The following is a 19,682-nucleotide window of genomic DNA, read 5'->3' as shown; positions in this document are numbered from 1 at the left end:
GGGGAGGGTCTTAACCCCGCCGGATCGCACCGAAATTGGAGCGGTGGCGGAACCAGAATTTGGGAAGAGGAATCCCGTAAATGAGCACCTACACGAATTTCAAAGTCGAAACCGACGCCGACGGCATTGCTCTTGTCACCTGGGACATGCCGGACAAGTCCATGAACGTCTTTACCGTCGAGGTGATGGACGAGATCGAGGCGATCATCGATCAGGTGGTTGCCGACAGCGCCGTCAAGGGCGTGGTCTTCACCTCCGGCAAGTCGACCTTCTCCGGCGGCGCGGATCTCACCATGCTCAAGGGCATGTTCTCCATGATCGAGGAAGAGCGCGTCAAGGATCCGGCCAACGCCACGAAGAAGTTGTTCGACGCCGCCGGCCGCATGACCTGGCTGTGGCGCAAGCTCGAGACCTGCGGCAAGCCGTGGGTGTCGGCGATCAACGGCACCTGCATGGGCGGCGCACTGGAATTGTCGCTCGCCTGCCATGGTCGCGTTGCCGCCAATTCCAACGCCGTCAAGATTGCGCTTCCCGAAGTCAAGGTCGGCATTTTCCCCGGTGCCGGAGGCACGCAGCGCGTCTCCCGTCTGACAGACGCCCAGTCGGCGCTGCAGATGATGACCACCGGCCAGACGCTGACCGCCTCGCGCGCCAAGGCCATGGGCCTCGTCCATCAGGTGGCCGAGCCCGGCGAGCTGATCAACGCCGCCAAGCAGATGATCAAGGATGGCCTGAAGCCGGTCGCTCCCTGGGACGAGAAGGGTTTCAAGGTTCCGGGCGGCGGTATCTGGACCCCGGCCGCCGCGCAGCTTTGGCCGGCCGCGACCGCGATCCTGCGCCGCGAGACGCAGGGCAATTATCCGGGCGCGCTCGCCATCCTGAAATGCGTCTATGAAGGCCTTCAGGTTCCCTTCGACACGGCCCTGAGGATCGAGCAGCGCTATTTCACCGAAGTGCTGCAGACGACGGAAGCCTTCTCGATGATCCGCTCGCTGTTCGTCTCCATGCAGGAACTCGGGAAGGGCGCTCGCCGCCCGGCGGGTATCCCGAAGACCGAGTTCAAGAAGGTCGGCGTCGTCGGCGCGGGCTTCATGGGCGCGGGCATCGCCTATGTCACCGCCAAGGCAGGCATTCCCGTGGTCCTGATCGACCGCGACCAGGAAGCCGCCGACAAGGGCAAGGCACATTCGGAAGGTCTGGTGAAGGCTGCCGTCTCCAAGGGCCGGATGACCAAGGAGGACGCCGAGGCGCTTCTCGCTCTCATCACCCCGACGCCGGATTATAACCAGCTTGCCGACGCCGATCTCGTCGTCGAGGCTGTGTTCGAGGACCGTAACGTCAAGAAGGCCGTCACCGAAGCCGTCGAGGCCGTGTTGCCGGAAGGCTCGATCTTCGCGTCCAACACCTCGACGTTGCCGATCACCGGTCTCGCCGAGAACTCGAAGCGTCCGGAACAGTTCATCGGCGTGCATTTCTTCTCGCCGGTCGACAAGATGATGCTGACGGAAGTCATCCTCGGCGAAATGACCGGCGACAAGGCGATCGCCGTGGCGCTCGATTATGTCGCTGCGATCAAGAAGACGCCGATCGTCGTCAACGACACGCGCGGCTTCTACGTCAACCGTTGCGTCTTCCGCTACATCAACGAAGCCTACGACATGCTGATCGAAGGCGTGCCGGCGACGATGATCGAGAACGCCGCCAAGATGGCCGGCATGCCGGTCGGCCCGCTGTCCCTGAACGACGAAGTTGCGGTCGATCTGTCCTACAAGATCATGAAGGCCTCGATCGCCGACCTCGGTCCGGCCTCGGTCAAGCCGGAGCACATGGCGCTCGTGGAAAAGATGGTCGACGTGCTCGGCCGCCTCGGTCGCAAGAGCAAGGCAGGCTTCTACGAGTATCCGGACAAGCCGGCCAAGAAGTTCCTCTGGCCGGGCCTGAAGGAGCTTTATCCGCAGAAGGCTGCAAGTGACGTTGATGTCAACGTATTGAAGCAGCGCCTGCTGGCGACCATCGCTCTGGAAGCCGCCCGTACCATGGAAGAGGACATCGTCACCGACCCGCGCGAAGCCGATGTCGGCTCCATCCTCGGCTTCGGTTTCGCGCCCTACACCGGCGGCACGCTCTCCTACATCGACGGCATGGGCGTGAAGAATTTCGTCGCGCTCTGCGAGAAGCTCGCCGCCGAATATGGCGACCATTTCAAGCCGACGCCGCTGCTTCTCGACATGGCCGAAAAGGGCGAGACCTTCTACGGCCGCTTCAATCCTTATGGCGACGAGGCGAAGGCGGCCTGAGGGGCGCCAATCGGGACACAGCTTTGAAAGGGCCGCCTTGCGCGGCCCTTTCCGCGTCGCGAGGCCAATTGCATCTTTCCCGTCAAACCCCTAGTTTGCGCGGGATGAGTAACGGCGAGTTTCAAGGGCCGGGCATGACATTGAAAGACAAGCGCATTCTCCTGATCATTTCCGGCGGCATTGCGGCTTACAAGAGCCTCGACCTGATCCGCCGGCTGCGCGAGCGCGGCGCGTCCGTGCGGCCGGTCATGACCAAGGGGGCGGAGGAATTCGTGACGCCGCTTGCGGTCGGCGCGCTTTCCGGCGGCAAGGTGTTCACCGAACTCTTTTCGCGCGAGGAAGAACAGGACGTCGGCCATATCCGGCTGGCACGCGAGTGCGACCTGATCCTCGTCGCCCCCGCAACCGCCGACCTGATGGCGAAGATGGCGAACGGGCTCGCCAATGACTTGGCTTCCGCCGTGCTGCTGGCCGCCGATCGCCCGGTTCTCGTGGCGCCCGCCATGAATCCGAAGATGTGGGCGAACAGGGCGACGGAGCGCAATGTCGAAACGCTGAAGGGCGACGGCATCCGCTTCATTGGTCCGATGAAGGGCGAGATGGCCGAAAGCGGCGAGGCGGGTCTTGGCCGCATGGCCGAGCCGCTGGAGATCGTCGCCGCCGTCGAGGCCTTGCTCGACGGTTTGCCGAAGCCGCTTGCCGGCAGGACCGCCATCGTCACCTCCGGCCCGACCCATGAGCCGATCGATCCGGTGCGCTACATCGCCAACCGGTCGTCCGGCCGCCAGGGTCATGCAATTGCCGCCGCCCTTGCGGCGCTTGGGGCAGAAGTGACGCTCGTGTCCGGGCCGGTGACCATACCCGATCCGGCCGGCGTGACGACGCAGCATGTGGAAACGGCGCGTGAAATGCTTGAGGCCGTCGAGGCAGCATTGCCTGCCGACATCGCCGTCATGGTCGCCGCCGTCGCCGACTGGCGGGTTGCCGCCTCGGCGGACGAGAAGATCAAGAAGAAGCCGGGTGACGCCCCGCCCGCGCTGCAACTCACCGAAAACCCGGATATCCTGAAGACCGTTGGCCATCACGCCAGAAGGCCGGCGGTCGTCATCGGCTTTGCCGCGGAAACGCAGGACGTCGAGACGAACGGCCGGGCGAAACTCGAACGCAAGGGGGCGGATTTCATCGTCGCCAACGACGTCTCGCCGGAAACCGGCATCATGGGCGGCACGCGCAACAGCGTGAAGATCATTTCGGCGGGCGGTGTGGATGCCTGGCCGGACCTCTCGAAGGAAGATGTGGCGGCACGGCTTGCCGCCATGATTGCCGACCGTCTTAGCTAAAGCCTACTGCTTCATCGCCACGGCCGGCATGACGGCCTGCGGAATGCCCGCCGGTTCGAAGACGGCGACGTCGATGCCGTGTTCGTTGACGATGACCGCGCTGCCGCCGGGAATTTCCATCCAGGTGTCGGCCTCATCGTTCAGCGGTTCCGACACGAGGCAGTAGCCCCTGCCGCCGGCCATCGGGGCGGCATAGAGCGTCGGCGCCTTCTGGTCGGTCGCATAGCGGACCGCATAGAGGCTCTTGCCATCCGAAAACGCTGCGGTGAAGCGGACGAGCGCCTCGCCGATCAGCGCCATCGACTGCTGCTCCACAAGCGTGATCGCATCGCTCATGGCCGCCAGCGGATCGTTCTGCAGCCCAGACTGCATCGCCAGCAGGAACAGAAGCTCGGAATCGGTGGACCCGGCGCGCGCACCGTAAAGTTCATCGTCCAGCGCCGTTTCGAGCTTGCGTCGCAGGCGGTCGAACCCGCCGATCTGGCCATTGTGCATGAACGACCAGCGTCCGTTGACGAAGGGATGGCAGTTGTCGCGCTGCGTGCCGCCGGTCGTCGAAGCGCGCACATGGGCAAGAAACAGCGGCGAGCGGATCTGGCGGGCGATGCTTTTCAGGTTGCAGTCGGACCAGGCGGGAAGGATGTCGCGGAACCGGCCGGGCTCCGGATGGTCGCCGTACCAGGCGACCCCGAAACCGTCGCCATTGGTCGCCGTCTTCGCCTGCGTCGCATGGTGGGACTGCTCGATCAGCGAATGCGCGGGCGAGGAGACGATCTCTTCCAGATAAAGGGGTTCTCCACGATAGGCTGCCCAGCGACACATGAACCGATGTCTCCAAAATTAGATGGCGAATATGGCCTGTTCTGAAACGATAGCGCGAAAAGGATTAAGAGCCGATCAATGCCCCAAGCTTGCGTAGGCGCGCATTGTGGCGCGATTGCGGGTGAAGACGGCAAGCAATTCTCTCCCGCATGAATTGTGAACAGTCCGTCCTCGCCGTCCATCCTGCGCTGAAGGCCAATCCTCGCTATATTGGCGTCAACTTCGAAAACAGCGAGGAGATCAGATATGTCTATCCGCCCCGTAAAGCATGAAAGCGTCGCCGTGCCCGCCATGGAAGGCGCCGGCGTCAAGCTGCACCGTGTCTTCGGTTTCGGCGATCCGTCGATGACCGACCCATTCCTGATGATGGATGACTTCCGTAACGACCGTCCGGAGGATTTCATCCGAGGCTTCCCATGGCATCCGCATCGCGGCATCGAGACGATCACCTATGTGCTGGCCGGCACGGTCGAGCATGGCGACAGCCTCGGCAATACCGGCACGCTCGGCGCCGGCGACGTCCAGTGGATGACGGCGGGCTCGGGCATCATGCACCAGGAAATGCCGAAGGGTGATTTCGCCGGCAAGATGCACGGCTTCCAGCTCTGGGCCAACCTGCCGTCGTCCCTGAAGATGACGGCACCGCGCTATCAGGACATCAAGGGCGCCGACATTCCCGTCGTCGTCGATGACGACGGCACGGCTGTGCGGGTGATCACGGGCGATTTCTGGGGCAAGAAGGGTCCGGTTGACGGCATTGCCGCCGAACCCGTCTACCTCGATATCTCGGTTCCGCCGGGCAAGCGCAAGACCTTCCTGATCGATACCTACCGCTCGGCCTTTGCCTATATCTTCGCGGGGTCCGGCACGTTCCGCGATGCCTCGAAGCCGTTCGGCGTCAAGGTGGAGAAGGAATTCCAGGGCGAGGAGCTGAACATCCGCGACATGTCCGGAAACCGCACGCTCGTCGTGTTCGATACCGGTGACGAAGTCACGGTCCAGGCCGGCGAAAAGGGCATCCGCTTCCTGCTGGTCTCCGGCAAGCCAATCCAGGAGCCGGTCGCCTGGCACGGGCCGATCGTCATGAACACCCGCGAGGAACTGATGCAGGCCATGCGCGAACTGCAGAACGGCACGTTCATCAAGCCCGCGCACTGACGGCGGTTCCGACACAGAAAAGAATGGCTCCGGCTTCATCGCCGGAGCCATCGCATTTCCAGTCAGCCTTTGAATACGACCTTGCCCTTGCGGCCGGGCACCATGCTCGCCTTGGCGGCAGCGGCACCCTCGGTCAGGTCGAAGGTCTCTTCGACGGGCAGCTTCAGCTCGCCCTTGGCTGCCAGCGTCAGAAGCTCGCCGACCATTTTGGCGAACTCTTCCGGCTTGGTGCGGGCGCTGCGCTTGGCGGCCCAGAAGCCGGTGACGGTCGCCTGCTTAAAGATGACGTCGCCCGAGCCGATTTCCATCGCACCGCCGCTCATGGTCCCGAAGGTCATCAGCGTACCGCCTTCGCCGAGAAGCGTCATCAACTGACCGCTCTCCTTGCCGCCGACGGAATCGATCGCCGCCTTGATCGAGGCGCTTCCGACGATCGCGCGCACCTGGTCCATCCAGTCGGCGCCGCTGGTCGAGACGGTCTTGTCGATGCCGAGATCGGCGAGTTCCGCGATCCCGTCCTTGCGCCGCACGACATTGATGACGTTGATGCCGCGTGACTGGCAGATCATCGCCACCGTCTTGCCGACGGCACCGGTGGCCGCGTTCTGGATCAGCCAGTCGCCTTTCTCGAGGTGAAGATCCTCGATGGCCATGACCGAGCTGATCGGCATGGCGATCAGCTGGCAGCCGATCTCGTCGCTGACCGTGTCCGGCAACGGCACCGCACGGGCGGCGGACATGACGAAATACTCAGCCCAGCTTTCGGTGAGCCCGGCCCCCATCACTCTCTGGCCGACCTTCAGGTGGGTCACGCCTTCGCCGAGTGCATCGACCACGCCCATGGCTTCGGTGCCGCCGACCGCGGGGAGTTCCGGTTTCACACCATACTCGCCGCGAACCGTCCACAGGTCGTGATTGTGAATGGGCGACAGCCGCATCTTGACCCGGATTTCGCCGGCCGCCGGTTCGGGCATCGGGCGTTCACCGGCCGTCAGAACCTCGGAAGGGTTGCCATAGGATTTGTATTCGACGACACGCATTTCATCATCCTCGTCTGGTTATTCTCTGATGGGATCAACTTAGGCGGCTTCCCGCGAAAGGAAAGCCACCCGTGGTGTTTGTTCAATCACTCGGCAAATGCTTGGAATTGAAGAATTTCCTTGCTGCCACATTGACGTTCCCGGTTCTTACAATATCTTCGACGAGGCAAAGGGCGCATGGCGCTGATCCCGCAGGCCGGACAATCCGCTGTCCCGCCTTGCGCGACGGGTGGGGATAGCGGACAGGAGGCAGCATGCTCGACGAATTCAAATCATTCATTGCCCGCGGCAATGTCATGGATCTCGCGGTCGGTGTCATCATCGGCGGCGCGTTCGGCAAGATCGTGTCCTCGCTGGTCGATGACATCATCATGCCGGTCATCGGCGCGATCACCGGCGGTATCGACTTCTCGAACTATTTCGTGCCGCTGAGCGCCAGCGTCACCGCGCCGACGCTCGCTGCCGCAAGGGAGCAGGGCGCCGTGTTCGCCTACGGCAATTTCATCACGGTCGTGATCAACTTCCTGATCCTCGCCTGGATCATCTTCCTGATGGTCAAGTTCGTGAACCGCATCCGCATCAAGGAAGAGCAGAAGCCGGCTCCGGCCGCCCCGCCGCCGGCGGACGTTCTGCTGCTGACGGAGATCCGCGACTTGCTGAAAAAGAATGGCTGAGTGGTCGATCACCGGAATCGATTGATCCCTCAAACAATGGAATGGGATTTCCCCTTCCTGCTCGGATAAAAGGGCGTTCAAACAGATCTGGACGCCCTTTGCTATTGTGGTGATTGCATGACCTTTCTTGAAAGCCTGAGCCCCCGCGCGCTGGCCGCTCCGCAAAGCGGCATCGTCGAAGTGGTCAATTATGCCCGTGGCCGCGATGGCCTCATTCCCCTCTGGGTGGGCGAGGGCGATCTGCCGACGCCGGACTTCATTTCGGATGCGGCGGTTGCGGCCTTGAAGGCCGGCGAGACCTTCTACACCTGGCAGCGCGGCATTCCCGAACTGCGCCAGGCGCTCGCCGACTATTATGGCCGTCATTTCGGCACGAGCTTCGGCCCTCAGCATTTCTTCGCCACCGGCTCCGGCATGCAGGCCATCAAGCTCTCCGTCGAGGCATTGACCTCGCCGGGCGATGAAATGCTCTATTTCACGCCCGCCTGGCCAAATATCGCCGCCGCACTCACGGTCTCCGGGGCAAAGGCGGTCGGCGTGCCGCTGCATTTCGGCGACGGCCGCTGGTCCGTCGATCTCGCTCAGGTTGAGGCGGCAATCACGCCGCGCACCCGCGCGATTTTCGTCAATACCCCGTCCAATCCGACCGGCTGGGTGGCGAGCGAGGAAGACCTGCGCAACATTCTGGCGCTGGCCCGCAAGCATGGCCTGTGGATCATGGCGGACGAAATCTATGCCTTGTTCTTCTATGCCGGCGGCAGGGCGCCATCCTTCCTCGACGTCATGGATCCGGAAGACCGGATCGTCTTCGTCAATTCCTTCTCCAAGAATTGGTGCATGACCGGCTGGCGTGTCGGCTGGATTGTCGCTCCGCCGGAAATCGGCCAGGTGCTGGAAAACCTCATCCAGTACTCCACCTCGGGCGTCGCACCCTTCATGCAGCGCGGTGCAGTCGCGGCCCTGAATGACGGCGACGACTTCATCCGCTCCAATATCGAGCGGGCGACGGTCTGTCGCGATCTTCTCTGTGACACGCTGATCGCCACCAACCGGGTCCAGACGCTGAAGCCGGAGGGCGCCTTCTATGCCTTCCTCAAGTTCGACGGCATCAAGGACGTGCGCGCCGCCGCCATCGACATCGTCGACAAGACGGGCGTCGGCCTTGCGCCCGGCACTGCCTTCGGCGCAGGTGGCGAAAGCTTCCTGCGGGCCTGCTTCCTGCGCAATCCGGATCATATCCGCGAAGCTGGCGCACGACTGGCGGACTACATCTCGAAGCTCTGATTCCGATGCCGGACCGGCATCCAGTTTGACAACAGCTTCATTGCTTAAGGTCGATACCGGAAAACTGTATCGACCGGGCGATGGGGCATGTCTGCGTTGGAAATTGCAAGACGAATTGACGGGCTGATGCCGGCATGCGGCGTCCGGTCCGGGAGCAGGGCATGAAGGCGGTCATCCTGGCCGGCGGGCTCGGCACGCGCATTTCCGAAGAAACGCATCTGCGTCCGAAGCCGATGGTCGAGATCGGCGGCCGGCCGATCCTCTGGCACATCATGAAGCTCTACCATGGCTATGGCATCAGCGATTTCATCATCTGCTGTGGCTTCCGCGGCTATGTGATCAAGGAATACTTCGCCAATTACGGCCTGCACATGTCGGACATCACCTTCGACCTGGAGCGCAACCAGCTGCAGTTTCACCGCAAATATGCGGAGAACTGGCGGGTGACGCTGGTCAATACCGGCGAGGAGACGATGACCGGTGGCCGCCTGAAGCGCGTCGCCTCCTATCTCGAGGGTGAGGAGGCCTTCTGCTTCACCTATGGCGACGGCGTCAGCGACGTCGATATTGCCGAGACGATCCGCTTCCACAAGAACCACGGTCGGCTGGCGACGGTGACCGCCGTGCGCCCGCCCGCCCGCTACGGCGCCCTGAAGCTCGACGGTGACAGCGTCGGCGGCTTTGTAGAGAAGCCGGAAGGCGAGGGTGGCTTCATCAATGGCGGCTTCTTCGTTCTCTCGCCGAAGGTCATCGACCGCATTGAGGGCGATCACCAGCCCTGGGAATCCGAGCCGCTGATGAGCCTCGCCAGCGACGGCGAGTTGAAGGCCTTCTTCCATCACGGCTTCTGGCAGCCGATGGACACGCTGCGCGACAAGAACCAGTTGGAAGCCATGTGGGCAAGCGGCAAAGCGCCCTGGAAGAACTGGTAGGCGATGGCAGGCCGGTTCGCAGTCACCAAGACGCCGCTGGAGGGACTGCTTGTGCTGGAGCGCAAGCGGCTCGGCGACGAGCGTGGCTATCTGACCCGGCTCTTCTGCGCCGATGAACTGGCCGAGTGCAGCTGGGACGGTCCGGTTGCCCAGGTCAACGAGACAGGCACCACGGAGGCCGGCACGGTGCGCGGCATGCACTATCAGAACCCGCCGCATGCGGAGATCAAGCTGGTCACCTGCACGCGCGGCGTGGTCCTGGACGTCGTCGTCGACATCCGTCGCGGTTCGCCGACGTTTCTGAAACACCATGCCGTCGAACTGTCAGAGGAAAATGCCCGATCGCTCATGATCCCGCGCGGCTTTGCTCATGGGTTCCAGACGCTGAGCGATGACGTGCGCATGGTCTACCTGCATTCGGCCGCCTACAACGCGGAAGCCGAAGGCGGTCTCGACTGCCGGGATCTGGCCCTTGCCATCGCCTGGCCGATGCCGATCCGCAATCTGTCGCCGCGCGATGCGGGCCATCCGCCGCTTGGACCCGAGTTTCAGGGAGTGATCGTATGAAGTGCCGCCATTGCGGGTCTGAAAGCCTGTCGCCATTCCTGGATCTTGGCACGGCCCCGCCGTCGAACTCCTATGTGACCGCGAAAGCGCTCGGCGAACCTGAGCCCTGGTATCCGCTGGTCATCCGCGTCTGCGAGGCATGCCTCCTCGTCCAGACTGAGGATTTCGCCGGCCGCGAGGTCTTCTTCTCGGAAAACTACGCCTATTTCTCCTCCTTCTCCACCTCCTGGCTGGCGCATGCCAAGTCCTATGTCGAGGCCATGGCGGAGCGTTTCGAACTGGGCCCGCAGTCGAAGGTCGTCGAGGTTGCCGCCAATGACGGCTACCTTCTGCAGTATGTGAAGGAAAAGGGCATTGCTTGCCTCGGCGTCGAGCCGACGTCGAGCACGGCTGCCGCCGCCCGCAAAAAGGGCATCGAGATCGTCGAGGAGTTCTTCGGCGTCCCTCTGGCCGAAAGGCTGGTAGCCGACGGCTGGCAGGCTGACCTGACAGCCGCCAACAATGTGCTGGCGCATGTCCCGGACATCAACGACTTCGTCTCCGGCTTCGCCCGCATCCTGAAGCCGACAGGCGTCTCCACCTTCGAATTCCCGCATCTCCTCAACATGGTTGCCGAGAGCCAGTTCGATACGGCCTATCACGAGCATTATTCCTACCTCTCGCTGACGGCGGTCGCCGGCATCTTCGAAAAGAACGGCCTGACCGTCTTCGACGTCGAGACCACGCCCTGGCACGGCGGTAGCCTGCGGGTCTTCGCCTGCCGGTCCGACGGTATTGCCCGATCGGTCTCTCCGAATGTCGCGGCCATGCTGGCGGCGGAAGACAAGGCCGGCATGCGCGACATGGGCTACTATGCCGGCTTCCAGGAGCAGGCCCAGCGCGTGCGCAACGATTTCCTGTCCTTCCTCATTGACTGCCAGCGTCAGGGGCTGACGGTCGCCGCCTACGGCGCCGCGGCCAAGGGCAACACGCTGATGAATTTCGCAGGCATCAAGCCGGACTTGCTGCCGTTCGTCGTCGATCGCAATCCCGCCAAGCAGGACATGTTCATGCCCGGCAGCCGGATTCCGATCGTCTCCGAAGATGTGCTGAAGGCACGCAAACCTGAAAGGGTGGTCATCCTGCCATGGAATCTCAAGACCGAAATCGAGAACCAGCTTTTGTATATCAAAGACTGGGGTGGGAAGTTTGTGACGGCGGTGCCGGAACTGACGGTGCATGGGTAAAGCGGCCGGAACTGGAGACCGCCAAGGCGGAGACCGATGGTCGCGCAAAGGCGCCGGCCAAGGCCCGTTCGCGCAACAAGACATAAGAAAGATAGAGGAAAACAGACGATGACGCCGCCGAGATATTCGATCTGTGTTCCCTCGCGGAACCGCCAGTTCTATTTCCAGAACCTGATTGCCGCGCTGGCGAAGAGCACGCGCAGCGACGTGCAGTTCGTGCTTGCCGACAATTCCGACGAGCCCGAGATCATGAACACGTTCATGCAGGCCTACGCCGGCGACCCGCGCATCGTCTATCTGCCGTCGGAAGACCGGACGCTCGCCATGGTCGACAACTGGGAGCGGACCATGGAGGCGGCCACCGGCGACTGGATCACCTTCATCGGCGACGACGACTATGCCGATCCGGACTTTGCCGAGCTGGCCGCAAAGCTTGCAGAGAACGACCCGACCATTGACGCTATTTGCTGGAGTTCCACCGCCTATATGTGGCCGTCGGAAAGCCGTGGGAAGATCGGCGTCTTCGTGCCGGCGGAGGCCTATGTCGTCAAATATCCGCGCGACGAGCTGCAGCGGCGCATGTTCGGCTGGAACGGCGCAACGCATACGCCGTCCGCCGGCTTTTCCGTCTACCATTCGGCGATTTCGCGCAAGCTCATGGACAGGATCAAGGACACCTTCGGCGGCCGCTATTTCGAGCATCCGGTGGTCGACTACGACAATGCCTTCAAGGTCATCGCGATTGCCGACAACTTCGCCTTCAGCCGGCGTCCGTTCTCGGTCATGGGCAGCTGCCCGAAGAGCAACTCCAACGGTTGCGTCGATTTCTCGGATTTCCGCAAAAAGACGGAGGTCTTCATCGCGGAGGCCGGACGGGACTATCTGACGACCGATGGGCTCGGCGGCTTCCCGTTCAAGAGCATGCTTGGCACTTCGGCGACCATTCTCGAGACGCAGCATTGGTTCAAGGAAACCTACAAGCGCCCGCATGACGGCTGGGAAATCAACTTCGCCAAGGCGGCTGCGAAGGATGTCGAGAAGTACCAGGACCGCGAGATGTTCGATCTGGCGACGAGCGCCTACGCTGCCGCGTTCAAGGCCTGGAAGGGCGGCAAATACGCCGCCCACTTCGCGCCGGAATTCAAACCGCAGGTCAGCTCGGAATTCGTCGTGACGTCGGGCTTCACCGAGAACGGCTTCTACATCGACCAGGACATCGCCGGCACGGATTCCGCTGCCGGAATATTCGACGTCATCCGCGCTCTGGTGCGCCCGGTTGAACAGATGGAAGTGCCGCAGGGCGGTCTGAAGTTCTTCTGGGAAGCACTCACGCAGGAGCAGCGCGCCCGGCGCGCCTGACATGCATTGCCGTGAGGGCGGGTCGCTCAGACCCGCTTCAGGAAACCGTCCGGCCCGGCGGAGAAGACGATCTTGTGCTCGATCGTCTTGTCGATCTCGAAGGTGAGCGGGCTGCCGTCGGCGGCTGTCCGGCCTTCGCTCGCAACGCGCTTCATGTATTCCCAGACGGCGGTCTTCGGATTGTCGCCCTTGCCCCAGGGCCGGTCCGGCGAAAGCTCGTCGGGATAGTCCTCGACGACCGTATCCCAGACAACGCAGTAGGAGCCCTTTGAGGTCAGCGGCGCGTAGTGTTCGAGCTCCTCCAGCACGTGCTCATGAGTGTGGTTGGAATCGAGGAAGACCATGATGCGATCGTAGCCTTCCGCCGCCGCCTTCACCTGATCGACAGTCTCCTTGGCGATGGACGAGCCCTGGAACATTTCGATCTTGTGGCTCAGTGGATGCGCCTCGATCGCCTTGCGGTTATGGGCGCGGATGTCGATGTCGACGCCGATGACCTTGCGCTTCGAGGCTTTCGGATCGAGCGCTGTGCCCTGTTCGACGGCGTCGCAGTAATCCAGCATGGCGAGCATGGACGCGCTCATGATCAGCGAGCCGCCATGGGCGATCCCGGTCTCGATGATGAGATCCGGCCGGCAGGCCCAGACGAGTTCCTGGGTGGCATAGAGATCCTGCGGGATCTGGATGACCGGACGCCCGAGCCAGGAGAAGTTATAGGGATAATGGTGACGAACGGATTCGCGCATCCAGATATTGGACAGACCCAGGAAGTCGCGGTCGTTCCCGATTTCCTCGATGTTTCTGGCAACCGACTGGCGGAATTCTTCGATCGGATCCATGTTTCCCTCGGCGTCCTGATTCCCTTGCCGCCACTCTAAGCGAAGCGGGTTTCCTTTGGCGAGCGCTGCGGCTAGTTTTCCCACGAACTAATCCATCGGGAGCATACATGGCGCGCATTCTGTTGACGGGCGGATCGGGTTTTGTCGGACGGCAGATCGCCGCCGCCTTGCAGGCTCAGGGTCACGATCTGGTCCTCGTCCTTCGGCCCGGCAGCAGCGACCGCATCGCCGGGATTGCGGCCTCAGCGCGCGTAATCGAGACGGCCGACCTCTTCGCCGAAAGTCTTGAGTGGTGGCAGGATGCCTGCGTCGACGTCGACGTCGTCGTTCACGCTGCCTGGCATGTGGTGCCCGGCCAGTTCTATTCCTCGCCGATCAATTTCAATTGCGTTATCGGAAGCCTGAGGCTGGCGCAGGGCGCGGTGGCCGCCGGCGTCCGGCATTTCGTCGGGATCGGCACCTGCATGGAATATCGGCTGCCCTCCGAGCATCTGGAGGTGACCGCGCCGCTGGAGCCCTCGACTGTCTATTCCGCATCCAAGCTCGGTCTCTTCCACATGCTGCAGCACTACTTTGCCGCTACCGGGACGGCCTTCTCGTGGTGCCGCCTGTTTCATCTCTATGGTGAGCACGAAAGTTCGGGGCGGCTGGTGCCTTACCTGCGAAAGCAGCTAGGGACCGGCGAGGTCGCCAAGCTTTCGGCCGGAACGCAGATCCGGGACTTCCTCGATGTGACGGAGGCGGGCCGCATGATTGCAAGAGTGGTCGAGAGCGGTCAGCAGGGCGCAATCAACATCTGCTCGGGCCAGCCGGTGACGATCCGGCAGATGGCCGAACGCATCGCCGACGAGTACGGCAGGCGCGATCTCCTCGAATTCGGCACGGCGCCGCCCCATCCGGCCGATCCGCCGGCCATCGTCGGCGTGCCCAATCTGAAGACTTGAAGGAGGCGGGATCAGCTCGCGTCGAGAAACGCCTGTTCCTCGCGCGGCGCCAGCGCCTTCCCGGTGACGACCTTGATCGCCGAGAGGATGCCGCTGGCGGCTGCATAGAAGTCCTGTGCGGTGACGGCATTGCCGAGGAAGCGGTCGGCGTGAAGAACCTGGCCGTAGATGCCCCGCCGGCGGTCCGGCGATGGCGCGGGGCAGTACTCCGGCGCGAAGCCCGGCGCATACCGCCCGTCACCGCAACGGGCCAGCGCCTCACGGTAAGCGGCCACCTTGGCGTCGAATGCTGCCCGGTCGTGTGTCTTCATACAGTCGATCAGGCAGGCGCGGATGAAATTGTCGCCGAACCCGTTCCACGGGCTGCCGAGATCGGTCAGGAGCCGCGCCTGGATGTCGGCGATCGCCGCCGTCACGCCGATGCCGGCGTTGAAGGGAAAACCTTCGAGCGGTGAGGGGATGGCGAGCGGCCGATAGGGCCTGAAGTCGACGGCCGAAAGCGGCCGATAGCTGAGCGCCATCTGTTCGCAGAACATCAGCACGCGCGCCGACCATTCGTATTGCGGCAGCGGGGTAAGCCAGCTCAAAGGTCCTGAATTGGCAAGGATGGTCTCGAGCAGCGTCCGCCTTATCGCGCCGTGAAACAGGCCGAACGGCATGCTGGGCGTGTCGAGCGCACCGGCCCACAGGAAGAAGGCCTGCAGCATCGGCGTCTTATCCATCGCCGTGATGTGGTGTTGGCGCGGAATGGCGATGCTGGCCGGAATGTCGCGGGGATGGCTGGCGTCGATCTGGAAGCTGTTCCAGCCCAGCGCGTCCGTGCCCGGAAGTTCGCGGTCGACATAGGCGAGCACGTCGGCAAGGTCCGGTTCGATCATGTCCCCGGGCCTGACGAGTGTCAGCCATTCGCCGGTCACCGCCGCCACGATGCCGATCCACAGATTGGCGGCGGAGATGTTTTCCGGTGCGTCGGGAAGGATCACGAGCCGCCGGTCGCGGTCGGCGCGCTCATACAGGTCTGTTGCTGCGCGGCAGCTGTCCAAGTAGGGCGCGACGATGATTTCGATGTCTGCGTCCGGCTTTGCCAGCAGTCGTTCAACCAGATGGATCGGCGGTGCGTAACCCGGTTCGACGGGTATGCAGATCGAAAGCTTCGGCATGGCTCATCATCGCCGTCCGGACACGGCGCCCCAGTTCATCATGTCCTGTCTAGTGAGACAAACTTGACCGAAACTGTGCTGCGTGGCTGTCGGCCGTATCAGCCGCCTGCCTGCTGGGCCATTTGGTAGACCATGGTGCAGCGGTTGCCGGAGGCACAATAGGCAAGGATCGGCCCTTCGGTCTCGCGCAGGATCTGCTTGAGTTGCTTCGCCGCATCGACCGGCATGGAGCCCGGCACGACCGGCAGATAATGGGCGGCCAGATTGCGGGCTTCGGCCGCTGCGCGGATATCGTCGAAGGCCGGCTGGAAGAAGCCTTCCTTGTCCGGACGCATGCAGACGATGGCGACGTAGCCTGCGTCGGCGATGGCGGGAATGTCGGCCTGCTTGATCTGGCCCGTGACGGAAAAATTGTTGTCGATCGAGCGGATGCTCATGGGTCTATCCTTTGGGTTGGGGCGGAAACTCAATATACATATTAATTTTAATATGTAAAAATCAAGGCGCAAAACGAAAACACCCCGGCCGCCAGGGCCGGGGTGTCGCAAATCGCGTTGAGGTGACGGGCTTAGCCGTCGATCAGGTTGACCAGCTTGCTGATCGAATCGCGGGCGTCGCCGTAGAACATCCGCGTGTTCTCCTTGTAGAACAGCGGGTTCTCGATGCCGGAGTAACCGGTGCCCTGGCCACGCTTCGACACGAACACCTGCTTGGCCTTCCACACTTCCAGAACCGGCATGCCGGCGATCGGGGAGTTCGGGTCTTCCTGAGCGGCCGGATTGACGATGTCGTTGGAGCCGATGACGATGACGACGTCGGTTTCCGGGAAGTCCTCGTTGATCTCGTCCATTTCCAGAACGATGTCGTACGGCACCTTGGCTTCGGCGAGCAGCACGTTCATGTGGCCCGGCAGACGACCGGCGACCGGGTGGATCGCGAAGCGAACCTCCTTGCCGGCCGCACGCAGCTTGCGGGTGAGGTCGGAGACCGCACCCTGGGCCTGGGCAACGGCCATGCCGTAGCCGGGAACGATGATGATGCTGTCGGCATCGTTGAGCGCCGCTGCGACACCTTCGGCGTCGATGGCGATCTGTTCGCCCTCGACAGCCATTGCCGGCCCCTTGGAGCCGCCGAAGCCGCCGAGAATGACCGAGACGAAGGAGCGGTTCATCGCCTTGCACATGATGTATGAGAGAATCGCACCCGAAGAGCCGACCAGCGCGCCGACGACGATCAGCAGGTCGTTCGACAGCGAGAAGCCGATGGCCGCCGCAGCCCAGCCCGAATACGAGTTCAGCATCGAGACGACGACCGGCATGTCGGCGCCGCCGATGCCCATGATCAGGTGGTAGCCGATGAACAGGGCGGCAAGCGTCATGATGATGATCGCCAGCGTCGAGCCCGACGAGAGATAGACGAACAGGAAGACGAGCGAGATGATCGCCGCCGCCGCGTTCAGGGCATGGCCGCCGGGCAGCTTCTTCGCCTTGCCGTCAACCTTGCCGGCAAGCTTGCCGAAGGCGATGATCGAACCGGTGAACGTCACGGCGCCGATGAAGATGCCGAGGAAGGTCTCGACGCGCAGGATGTTGATTTCGACCGGGCTCTTGTGCGCGATGACGGCGGCAAAGCCGTTGAGCGCGTGACGGGCCGTCTCATCCATCCCGGCCAGGCGGATGAGTTCGATATGCGTGTTGAAGCCGATCAGCACTGCTGCAAGGCCGACAAGCGAATGCATGGCGGCGACGAGCTGCGGCATCTCCGTCATCTGCACGCGCTGGGCGACCACCCAGCCGATCGCGCCGCCGATGACGATCATGATCAGCGACAGCAGCCAGTTGCCGGCGCCCGGGCCGTAAAGCGTCGCGAAGATCGCGAGCGCCATGCCGACAATGCCGTACCAGACCGCGCGCTTGGCGCTTTCCTGGCCTGAAAGTCCGCCCAGCGACTGAATGAAGAGGACGGCTGCGACCACATAGGCCGCCGTGGTAAATCCGTATTCCATGGCTCAACCCCTCCCCATTACGACTTCTGGAACATGGCGAGCATGCGCCGGGTGACCATGAAGCCACCGAAAATATTGACCCCCGCCATCAGGACGGAGAGAGCGGCGAGCACCGCCACCAGCACGCTTCCCGAGCCGATCTGCATCAGTGCGCCGAGGATGATGATGGAGGAGATGGCGTTCGTGACCGCCATCAGCGGCGTGTGCAGCGAATGCGACACGTTCCAGATCACCTGGAAGCCGACAAAGCAGGAGAGAACGAAGACGATGAAGTGCGACATGAAGCTTGCCGGCGCGAAATAGCCCGCGAGAAGGATCAGCGCGCCACCGACGACCAGCAGACCGACCTGCTGGCGCGTTGCCTTCTTGAAGGCGGCGGTTTCCGCCGCGCGCTTTTCCTCAGGCGTCAGCTCCTTGGCCTTTTCCTTCGGCTTCTGCGCGGCGATCGCCTGGATCTTCGGCGGCGGCGGGGGATAAGTGATCTCGCCCTGATAGGCCACCGTCGCCCCGCGGATGACGTCGTCTTCCATGTTGTGGACGAGCTTGCCGTCCTTGCCGGGCGTCAGGTCCGTCATCATGTGACGGATATTGGTGGAATAGAGGGTCGAGGATTGTGCGGCCATGCGGCTCGGGAAATCCGTATAGCCGATGACGGTGACGCCGTTCTCGGACACCACCTTCTGGTCGGCGACGGTCAGGTCGCAGTTGCCGCCGCGCTCGGCGGCGAGGTCGACGACGACCGAGCCGGGCTTCATCGCCGCGACCATGTCGGCAAGCCAGAGCTTCGGCGCGTCACGGCCGGGGATCAGCGCCGTGGTGATGACGATGTCGATCTCGGGCGCAATCTCGCGGAATTTTTTAAGCTGCGCTTCGCGGAACTCCGGAGAGGAGGGGGCTGCATAGCCGCCCGTCGCCGCGCCGTCCTGGGCCGGGCCTTCGAAATCGAGGAAGACGAATTCGGCGCCCATGCTTTCGATCTGCTCGGCCACTTCCGGGCGAACGTCGAAGGCGTAGGTGATGGCACCGAGCGATACCGAGGTCCCGACGGCGGCAAGACCGGCGACGCCGGCGCCGATGACCAGCACCTTGGCCGGCGGGATCTTGCCGGCGGCGGTCACCTGGCCGGTGAAGAAGCGGCCGAAATTGTTGCCGGCCTCGATCACGGCGCGGTAGCCGGCGATGTTGGCCATTGAGGAGAGCGCGTCCATCTTCTGGGCGCGCGAGATGCGCGGCACCATGTCCATGGCGATGACGTTCGCGCCCGTTGCCTTCGAGGCTTCCAGAAGATCCTTGTTCTGCGCCGGGTAGAAGAAGGAAATCAATGTCTTGCCAGCAGACAGCCGGGCGACTTCATCCGTTTCCGGAGGACGGACCTTGGCGATGACGTCCGCTTTCGCATAAAGCGCTTCGGCAGTGTCGACCACTGTTACGCCGGCGTCCGTGTAGCTTGCGTCGGAGAAGCCGGCAGCTTTGCCCGCGCCCGTCTCGATCACGCACTCATAGCCGAGCTTCTGCAGCTGTCTGGCACTGTCGGGTGTCATCGCGACGCGCGACTCCCCGGCAAAGGTCTCCTTGGGTGAGCCTATGTACATTGATAGTTGTCCTCCAATCCCTCTCGAAAAAGCGGCCGAGCGCTCCTCACGTCACCGCAGCCGGGCCGCGGATATCGTTGCCATGTCTTAGGGGCGAACCGCGCGGTACGCAAGCTGTCACATTCCAAGAATTGGCCTGATTTCGATGAAGTTTTGCCCAAAAGCGACAGATTTTGGTTTGCGGGCGCAATGCTCCGATCACCGGATAGGGCATTCGCTCCCTCGCCGGTCAAATTCTCGTCTTTTCGACCACGCCGACGCGTTTCGTTAATCGGTTATTAATGAAACAGTGCGAGAACTGGCTATCGAATAAGCAAAGGCATGGGGCCGCCAATGCTTGTTCCGGGCCGCTACGGAGTTATCCGGGCGGCCCTTTTCGTTTGCGGGTGTTGCAGCAGCCTTTTCCCGCCCTCGAGCACAACACGAAACCATCCCCAAGCAAT

17 protein-coding genes are annotated in these 19,682 nt (G+C 62.7%); 10 read left to right on the top strand and 7 right to left on the bottom strand.

Annotation, left to right across the window (positions count from 1 at the left end; translation table 11 throughout):
- Positions 1-80: 80 nt before the first annotated feature.
- The gene (locus NN662_RS16210; protein WP_261931263.1) at positions 81-2,297 is read left to right on the top strand and encodes an FAD-dependent oxidoreductase; all 2,217 of its coding nucleotides are present in this window, start codon (positions 81-83) and stop codon (positions 2,295-2,297) included.
- 134 nt (positions 2,298-2,431) lie between these two features.
- Positions 2,432-3,637, top strand: coding sequence for a bifunctional phosphopantothenoylcysteine decarboxylase/phosphopantothenate--cysteine ligase CoaBC (gene coaBC / locus NN662_RS16205; protein ID WP_261931262.1), 1,206 nt, complete (start codon positions 2,432-2,434; stop codon positions 3,635-3,637).
- A 3-nt stretch (positions 3,638-3,640) separates the two neighbouring features.
- Here coaBC and NN662_RS16200 read toward each other — a convergent pair whose 3' ends face one another.
- Positions 3,641-4,459 (bottom strand): class II glutamine amidotransferase, encoded by an 819-nt coding sequence (locus NN662_RS16200; RefSeq protein WP_261931261.1) that lies wholly within the window; start codon positions 4,457-4,459, stop codon positions 3,641-3,643.
- 246 nt (positions 4,460-4,705) lie between these two features.
- On the opposite strand from NN662_RS16200, the gene NN662_RS16195 reads away from it, so the two are divergent.
- Positions 4,706-5,617 carry a pirin family protein gene (locus tag NN662_RS16195; RefSeq protein ID WP_261931260.1) on the top strand — a complete coding sequence of 304 codons (912 nt, stop codon included), beginning with the start codon at positions 4,706-4,708 and terminating at the stop codon, positions 5,615-5,617.
- A 62-nt stretch (positions 5,618-5,679) separates the two neighbouring features.
- Here NN662_RS16195 and NN662_RS16190 read toward each other — a convergent pair whose 3' ends face one another.
- Entirely contained in the window at positions 5,680-6,657 is a 978-nt protein-coding gene (locus NN662_RS16190) for a zinc-binding dehydrogenase (protein ID WP_261931259.1), read from the bottom strand.
- A 254-nt stretch (positions 6,658-6,911) separates the two neighbouring features.
- On the opposite strand from NN662_RS16190, the gene mscL reads away from it, so the two are divergent.
- From mscL to NN662_RS16160, 6 genes are all read left to right on the top strand, one after another.
- Positions 6,912-7,331 (top strand): large conductance mechanosensitive channel protein MscL, encoded by a 420-nt coding sequence (gene mscL / locus NN662_RS16185; RefSeq protein WP_261931258.1) that lies wholly within the window; start codon positions 6,912-6,914, stop codon positions 7,329-7,331.
- Between the two features lie 117 nt (positions 7,332-7,448).
- Positions 7,449-8,615, top strand: coding sequence for a pyridoxal phosphate-dependent aminotransferase (locus tag NN662_RS16180; RefSeq protein WP_261931257.1), 1,167 nt, complete (start codon positions 7,449-7,451; stop codon positions 8,613-8,615).
- 161 nt (positions 8,616-8,776) lie between these two features.
- Positions 8,777-9,547 carry a glucose-1-phosphate cytidylyltransferase gene (rfbF, locus tag NN662_RS16175; RefSeq protein ID WP_261931256.1) on the top strand — a complete coding sequence of 257 codons (771 nt, stop codon included), beginning with the start codon at positions 8,777-8,779 and terminating at the stop codon, positions 9,545-9,547.
- 3 nt (positions 9,548-9,550) lie between these two features.
- Positions 9,551-10,114 (top strand): dTDP-4-dehydrorhamnose 3,5-epimerase family protein, encoded by a 564-nt coding sequence (locus NN662_RS16170; RefSeq protein ID WP_261931255.1) that lies wholly within the window; start codon positions 9,551-9,553, stop codon positions 10,112-10,114.
- On the top strand, positions 10,111-11,340 hold the full coding sequence (locus NN662_RS16165; RefSeq protein ID WP_261931254.1) for a class I SAM-dependent methyltransferase: 1,230 nt from the start codon (positions 10,111-10,113) through the stop codon (positions 11,338-11,340). Before NN662_RS16170 ends, NN662_RS16165 begins: the two co-directional genes overlap by 4 nt.
- Positions 11,341-11,448: 108 nt before the next feature.
- Complete coding sequence (locus NN662_RS16160; RefSeq protein ID WP_261931253.1) at positions 11,449-12,699, top strand: glycosyltransferase family A protein; 1,251 nt, start codon at positions 11,449-11,451, stop codon at positions 12,697-12,699.
- 26 nt (positions 12,700-12,725) lie between these two features.
- On the opposite strand, the gene NN662_RS16155 is transcribed toward NN662_RS16160, so the two are convergent.
- The gene (locus tag NN662_RS16155) at positions 12,726-13,538 is read right to left on the bottom strand and encodes a cephalosporin hydroxylase family protein (RefSeq protein WP_261931252.1); all 813 of its coding nucleotides are present in this window, start codon (positions 13,536-13,538) and stop codon (positions 12,726-12,728) included.
- A gap of 107 nt (positions 13,539-13,645) precedes the next feature.
- Between NN662_RS16155 and NN662_RS16150 the strand changes: the two genes are divergently transcribed.
- Positions 13,646-14,482: an NAD-dependent epimerase/dehydratase family protein gene (locus tag NN662_RS16150; RefSeq protein ID WP_261931251.1), complete on the top strand. Its 837-nt coding sequence runs from the start codon at positions 13,646-13,648 to the stop codon at positions 14,480-14,482.
- 11 nt (positions 14,483-14,493) lie between these two features.
- On the opposite strand, the gene NN662_RS16145 is transcribed toward NN662_RS16150, so the two are convergent.
- The 4 genes from NN662_RS16145 to NN662_RS16130 all read right to left on the bottom strand — a co-directional run bounded on the left by NN662_RS16145 (position 14,494) and on the right by NN662_RS16130 (position 19,239).
- The gene (locus NN662_RS16145) at positions 14,494-15,642 is read right to left on the bottom strand and encodes a hypothetical protein (RefSeq protein WP_261931250.1); all 1,149 of its coding nucleotides are present in this window, start codon (positions 15,640-15,642) and stop codon (positions 14,494-14,496) included.
- Between the two features lie 98 nt (positions 15,643-15,740).
- Positions 15,741-16,079 carry a TIGR01244 family sulfur transferase gene (locus NN662_RS16140; RefSeq protein WP_261931249.1) on the bottom strand — a complete coding sequence of 113 codons (339 nt, stop codon included), beginning with the start codon at positions 16,077-16,079 and terminating at the stop codon, positions 15,741-15,743.
- 131 nt (positions 16,080-16,210) lie between these two features.
- Positions 16,211-17,647: an NAD(P)(+) transhydrogenase (Re/Si-specific) subunit beta gene (locus NN662_RS16135; protein WP_261931248.1), complete on the bottom strand. Its 1,437-nt coding sequence runs from the start codon at positions 17,645-17,647 to the stop codon at positions 16,211-16,213.
- 17 nt (positions 17,648-17,664) lie between these two features.
- Entirely contained in the window at positions 17,665-19,239 is a 1,575-nt protein-coding gene (locus NN662_RS16130) for a Re/Si-specific NAD(P)(+) transhydrogenase subunit alpha (protein ID WP_261931247.1), read from the bottom strand.
- Positions 19,240-19,682 lie beyond the last annotated feature (443 nt).

This window comes from Rhizobium sp. NRK18, from assembly GCF_024385575.1.
Taxonomy (GTDB): Bacteria; Pseudomonadota; Alphaproteobacteria; order Rhizobiales; family Rhizobiaceae; genus JANFMV01.
This window is presented reverse-complemented; position numbering and strand designations above follow the sequence as displayed.

What these genes read in the sequence shown, in the direction of transcription:
- NN662_RS16195 (WP_261931260.1), top strand. Translation starts at nt 4,706, where the DNA reads ATGTCTATCCGCCCCGTAAAGCATGAAAGCGTCGCCGTGCCCGCCATG.
- NN662_RS16155 (WP_261931252.1), bottom strand. Translation starts at nt 13,538, where the DNA reads ATGGATCCGATCGAAGAATTCCGCCAGTCGGTTGCCAGAAACATCGAG.
- coaBC (WP_261931262.1), top strand. Translation starts at nt 2,432, where the DNA reads ATGACATTGAAAGACAAGCGCATTCTCCTGATCATTTCCGGCGGCATT.
- NN662_RS16170 (WP_261931255.1), top strand. Translation starts at nt 9,551, where the DNA reads ATGGCAGGCCGGTTCGCAGTCACCAAGACGCCGCTGGAGGGACTGCTT.
- NN662_RS16160 (WP_261931253.1), top strand. Translation starts at nt 11,449, where the DNA reads ATGACGCCGCCGAGATATTCGATCTGTGTTCCCTCGCGGAACCGCCAG.
- NN662_RS16180 (WP_261931257.1), top strand. Translation starts at nt 7,449, where the DNA reads ATGACCTTTCTTGAAAGCCTGAGCCCCCGCGCGCTGGCCGCTCCGCAA.
- NN662_RS16150 (WP_261931251.1), top strand. Translation starts at nt 13,646, where the DNA reads ATGGCGCGCATTCTGTTGACGGGCGGATCGGGTTTTGTCGGACGGCAG.
- NN662_RS16165 (WP_261931254.1), top strand. Translation starts at nt 10,111, where the DNA reads ATGAAGTGCCGCCATTGCGGGTCTGAAAGCCTGTCGCCATTCCTGGAT.
- NN662_RS16135 (WP_261931248.1), bottom strand. Translation starts at nt 17,647, where the DNA reads ATGGAATACGGATTTACCACGGCGGCCTATGTGGTCGCAGCCGTCCTC.
- NN662_RS16130 (WP_261931247.1), bottom strand. Translation starts at nt 19,239, where the DNA reads ATGTACATAGGCTCACCCAAGGAGACCTTTGCCGGGGAGTCGCGCGTC.
- NN662_RS16190 (WP_261931259.1), bottom strand. Translation starts at nt 6,657, where the DNA reads ATGCGTGTCGTCGAATACAAATCCTATGGCAACCCTTCCGAGGTTCTG.
- rfbF (WP_261931256.1), top strand. Translation starts at nt 8,777, where the DNA reads ATGAAGGCGGTCATCCTGGCCGGCGGGCTCGGCACGCGCATTTCCGAA.
- NN662_RS16145 (WP_261931250.1), bottom strand. Translation starts at nt 15,642, where the DNA reads ATGCCGAAGCTTTCGATCTGCATACCCGTCGAACCGGGTTACGCACCG.
- NN662_RS16140 (WP_261931249.1), bottom strand. Translation starts at nt 16,079, where the DNA reads ATGAGCATCCGCTCGATCGACAACAATTTTTCCGTCACGGGCCAGATC.
- mscL (WP_261931258.1), top strand. Translation starts at nt 6,912, where the DNA reads ATGCTCGACGAATTCAAATCATTCATTGCCCGCGGCAATGTCATGGAT.
- NN662_RS16200 (WP_261931261.1), bottom strand. Translation starts at nt 4,459, where the DNA reads ATGTGTCGCTGGGCAGCCTATCGTGGAGAACCCCTTTATCTGGAAGAG.
- NN662_RS16210 (WP_261931263.1), top strand. Translation starts at nt 81, where the DNA reads ATGAGCACCTACACGAATTTCAAAGTCGAAACCGACGCCGACGGCATT.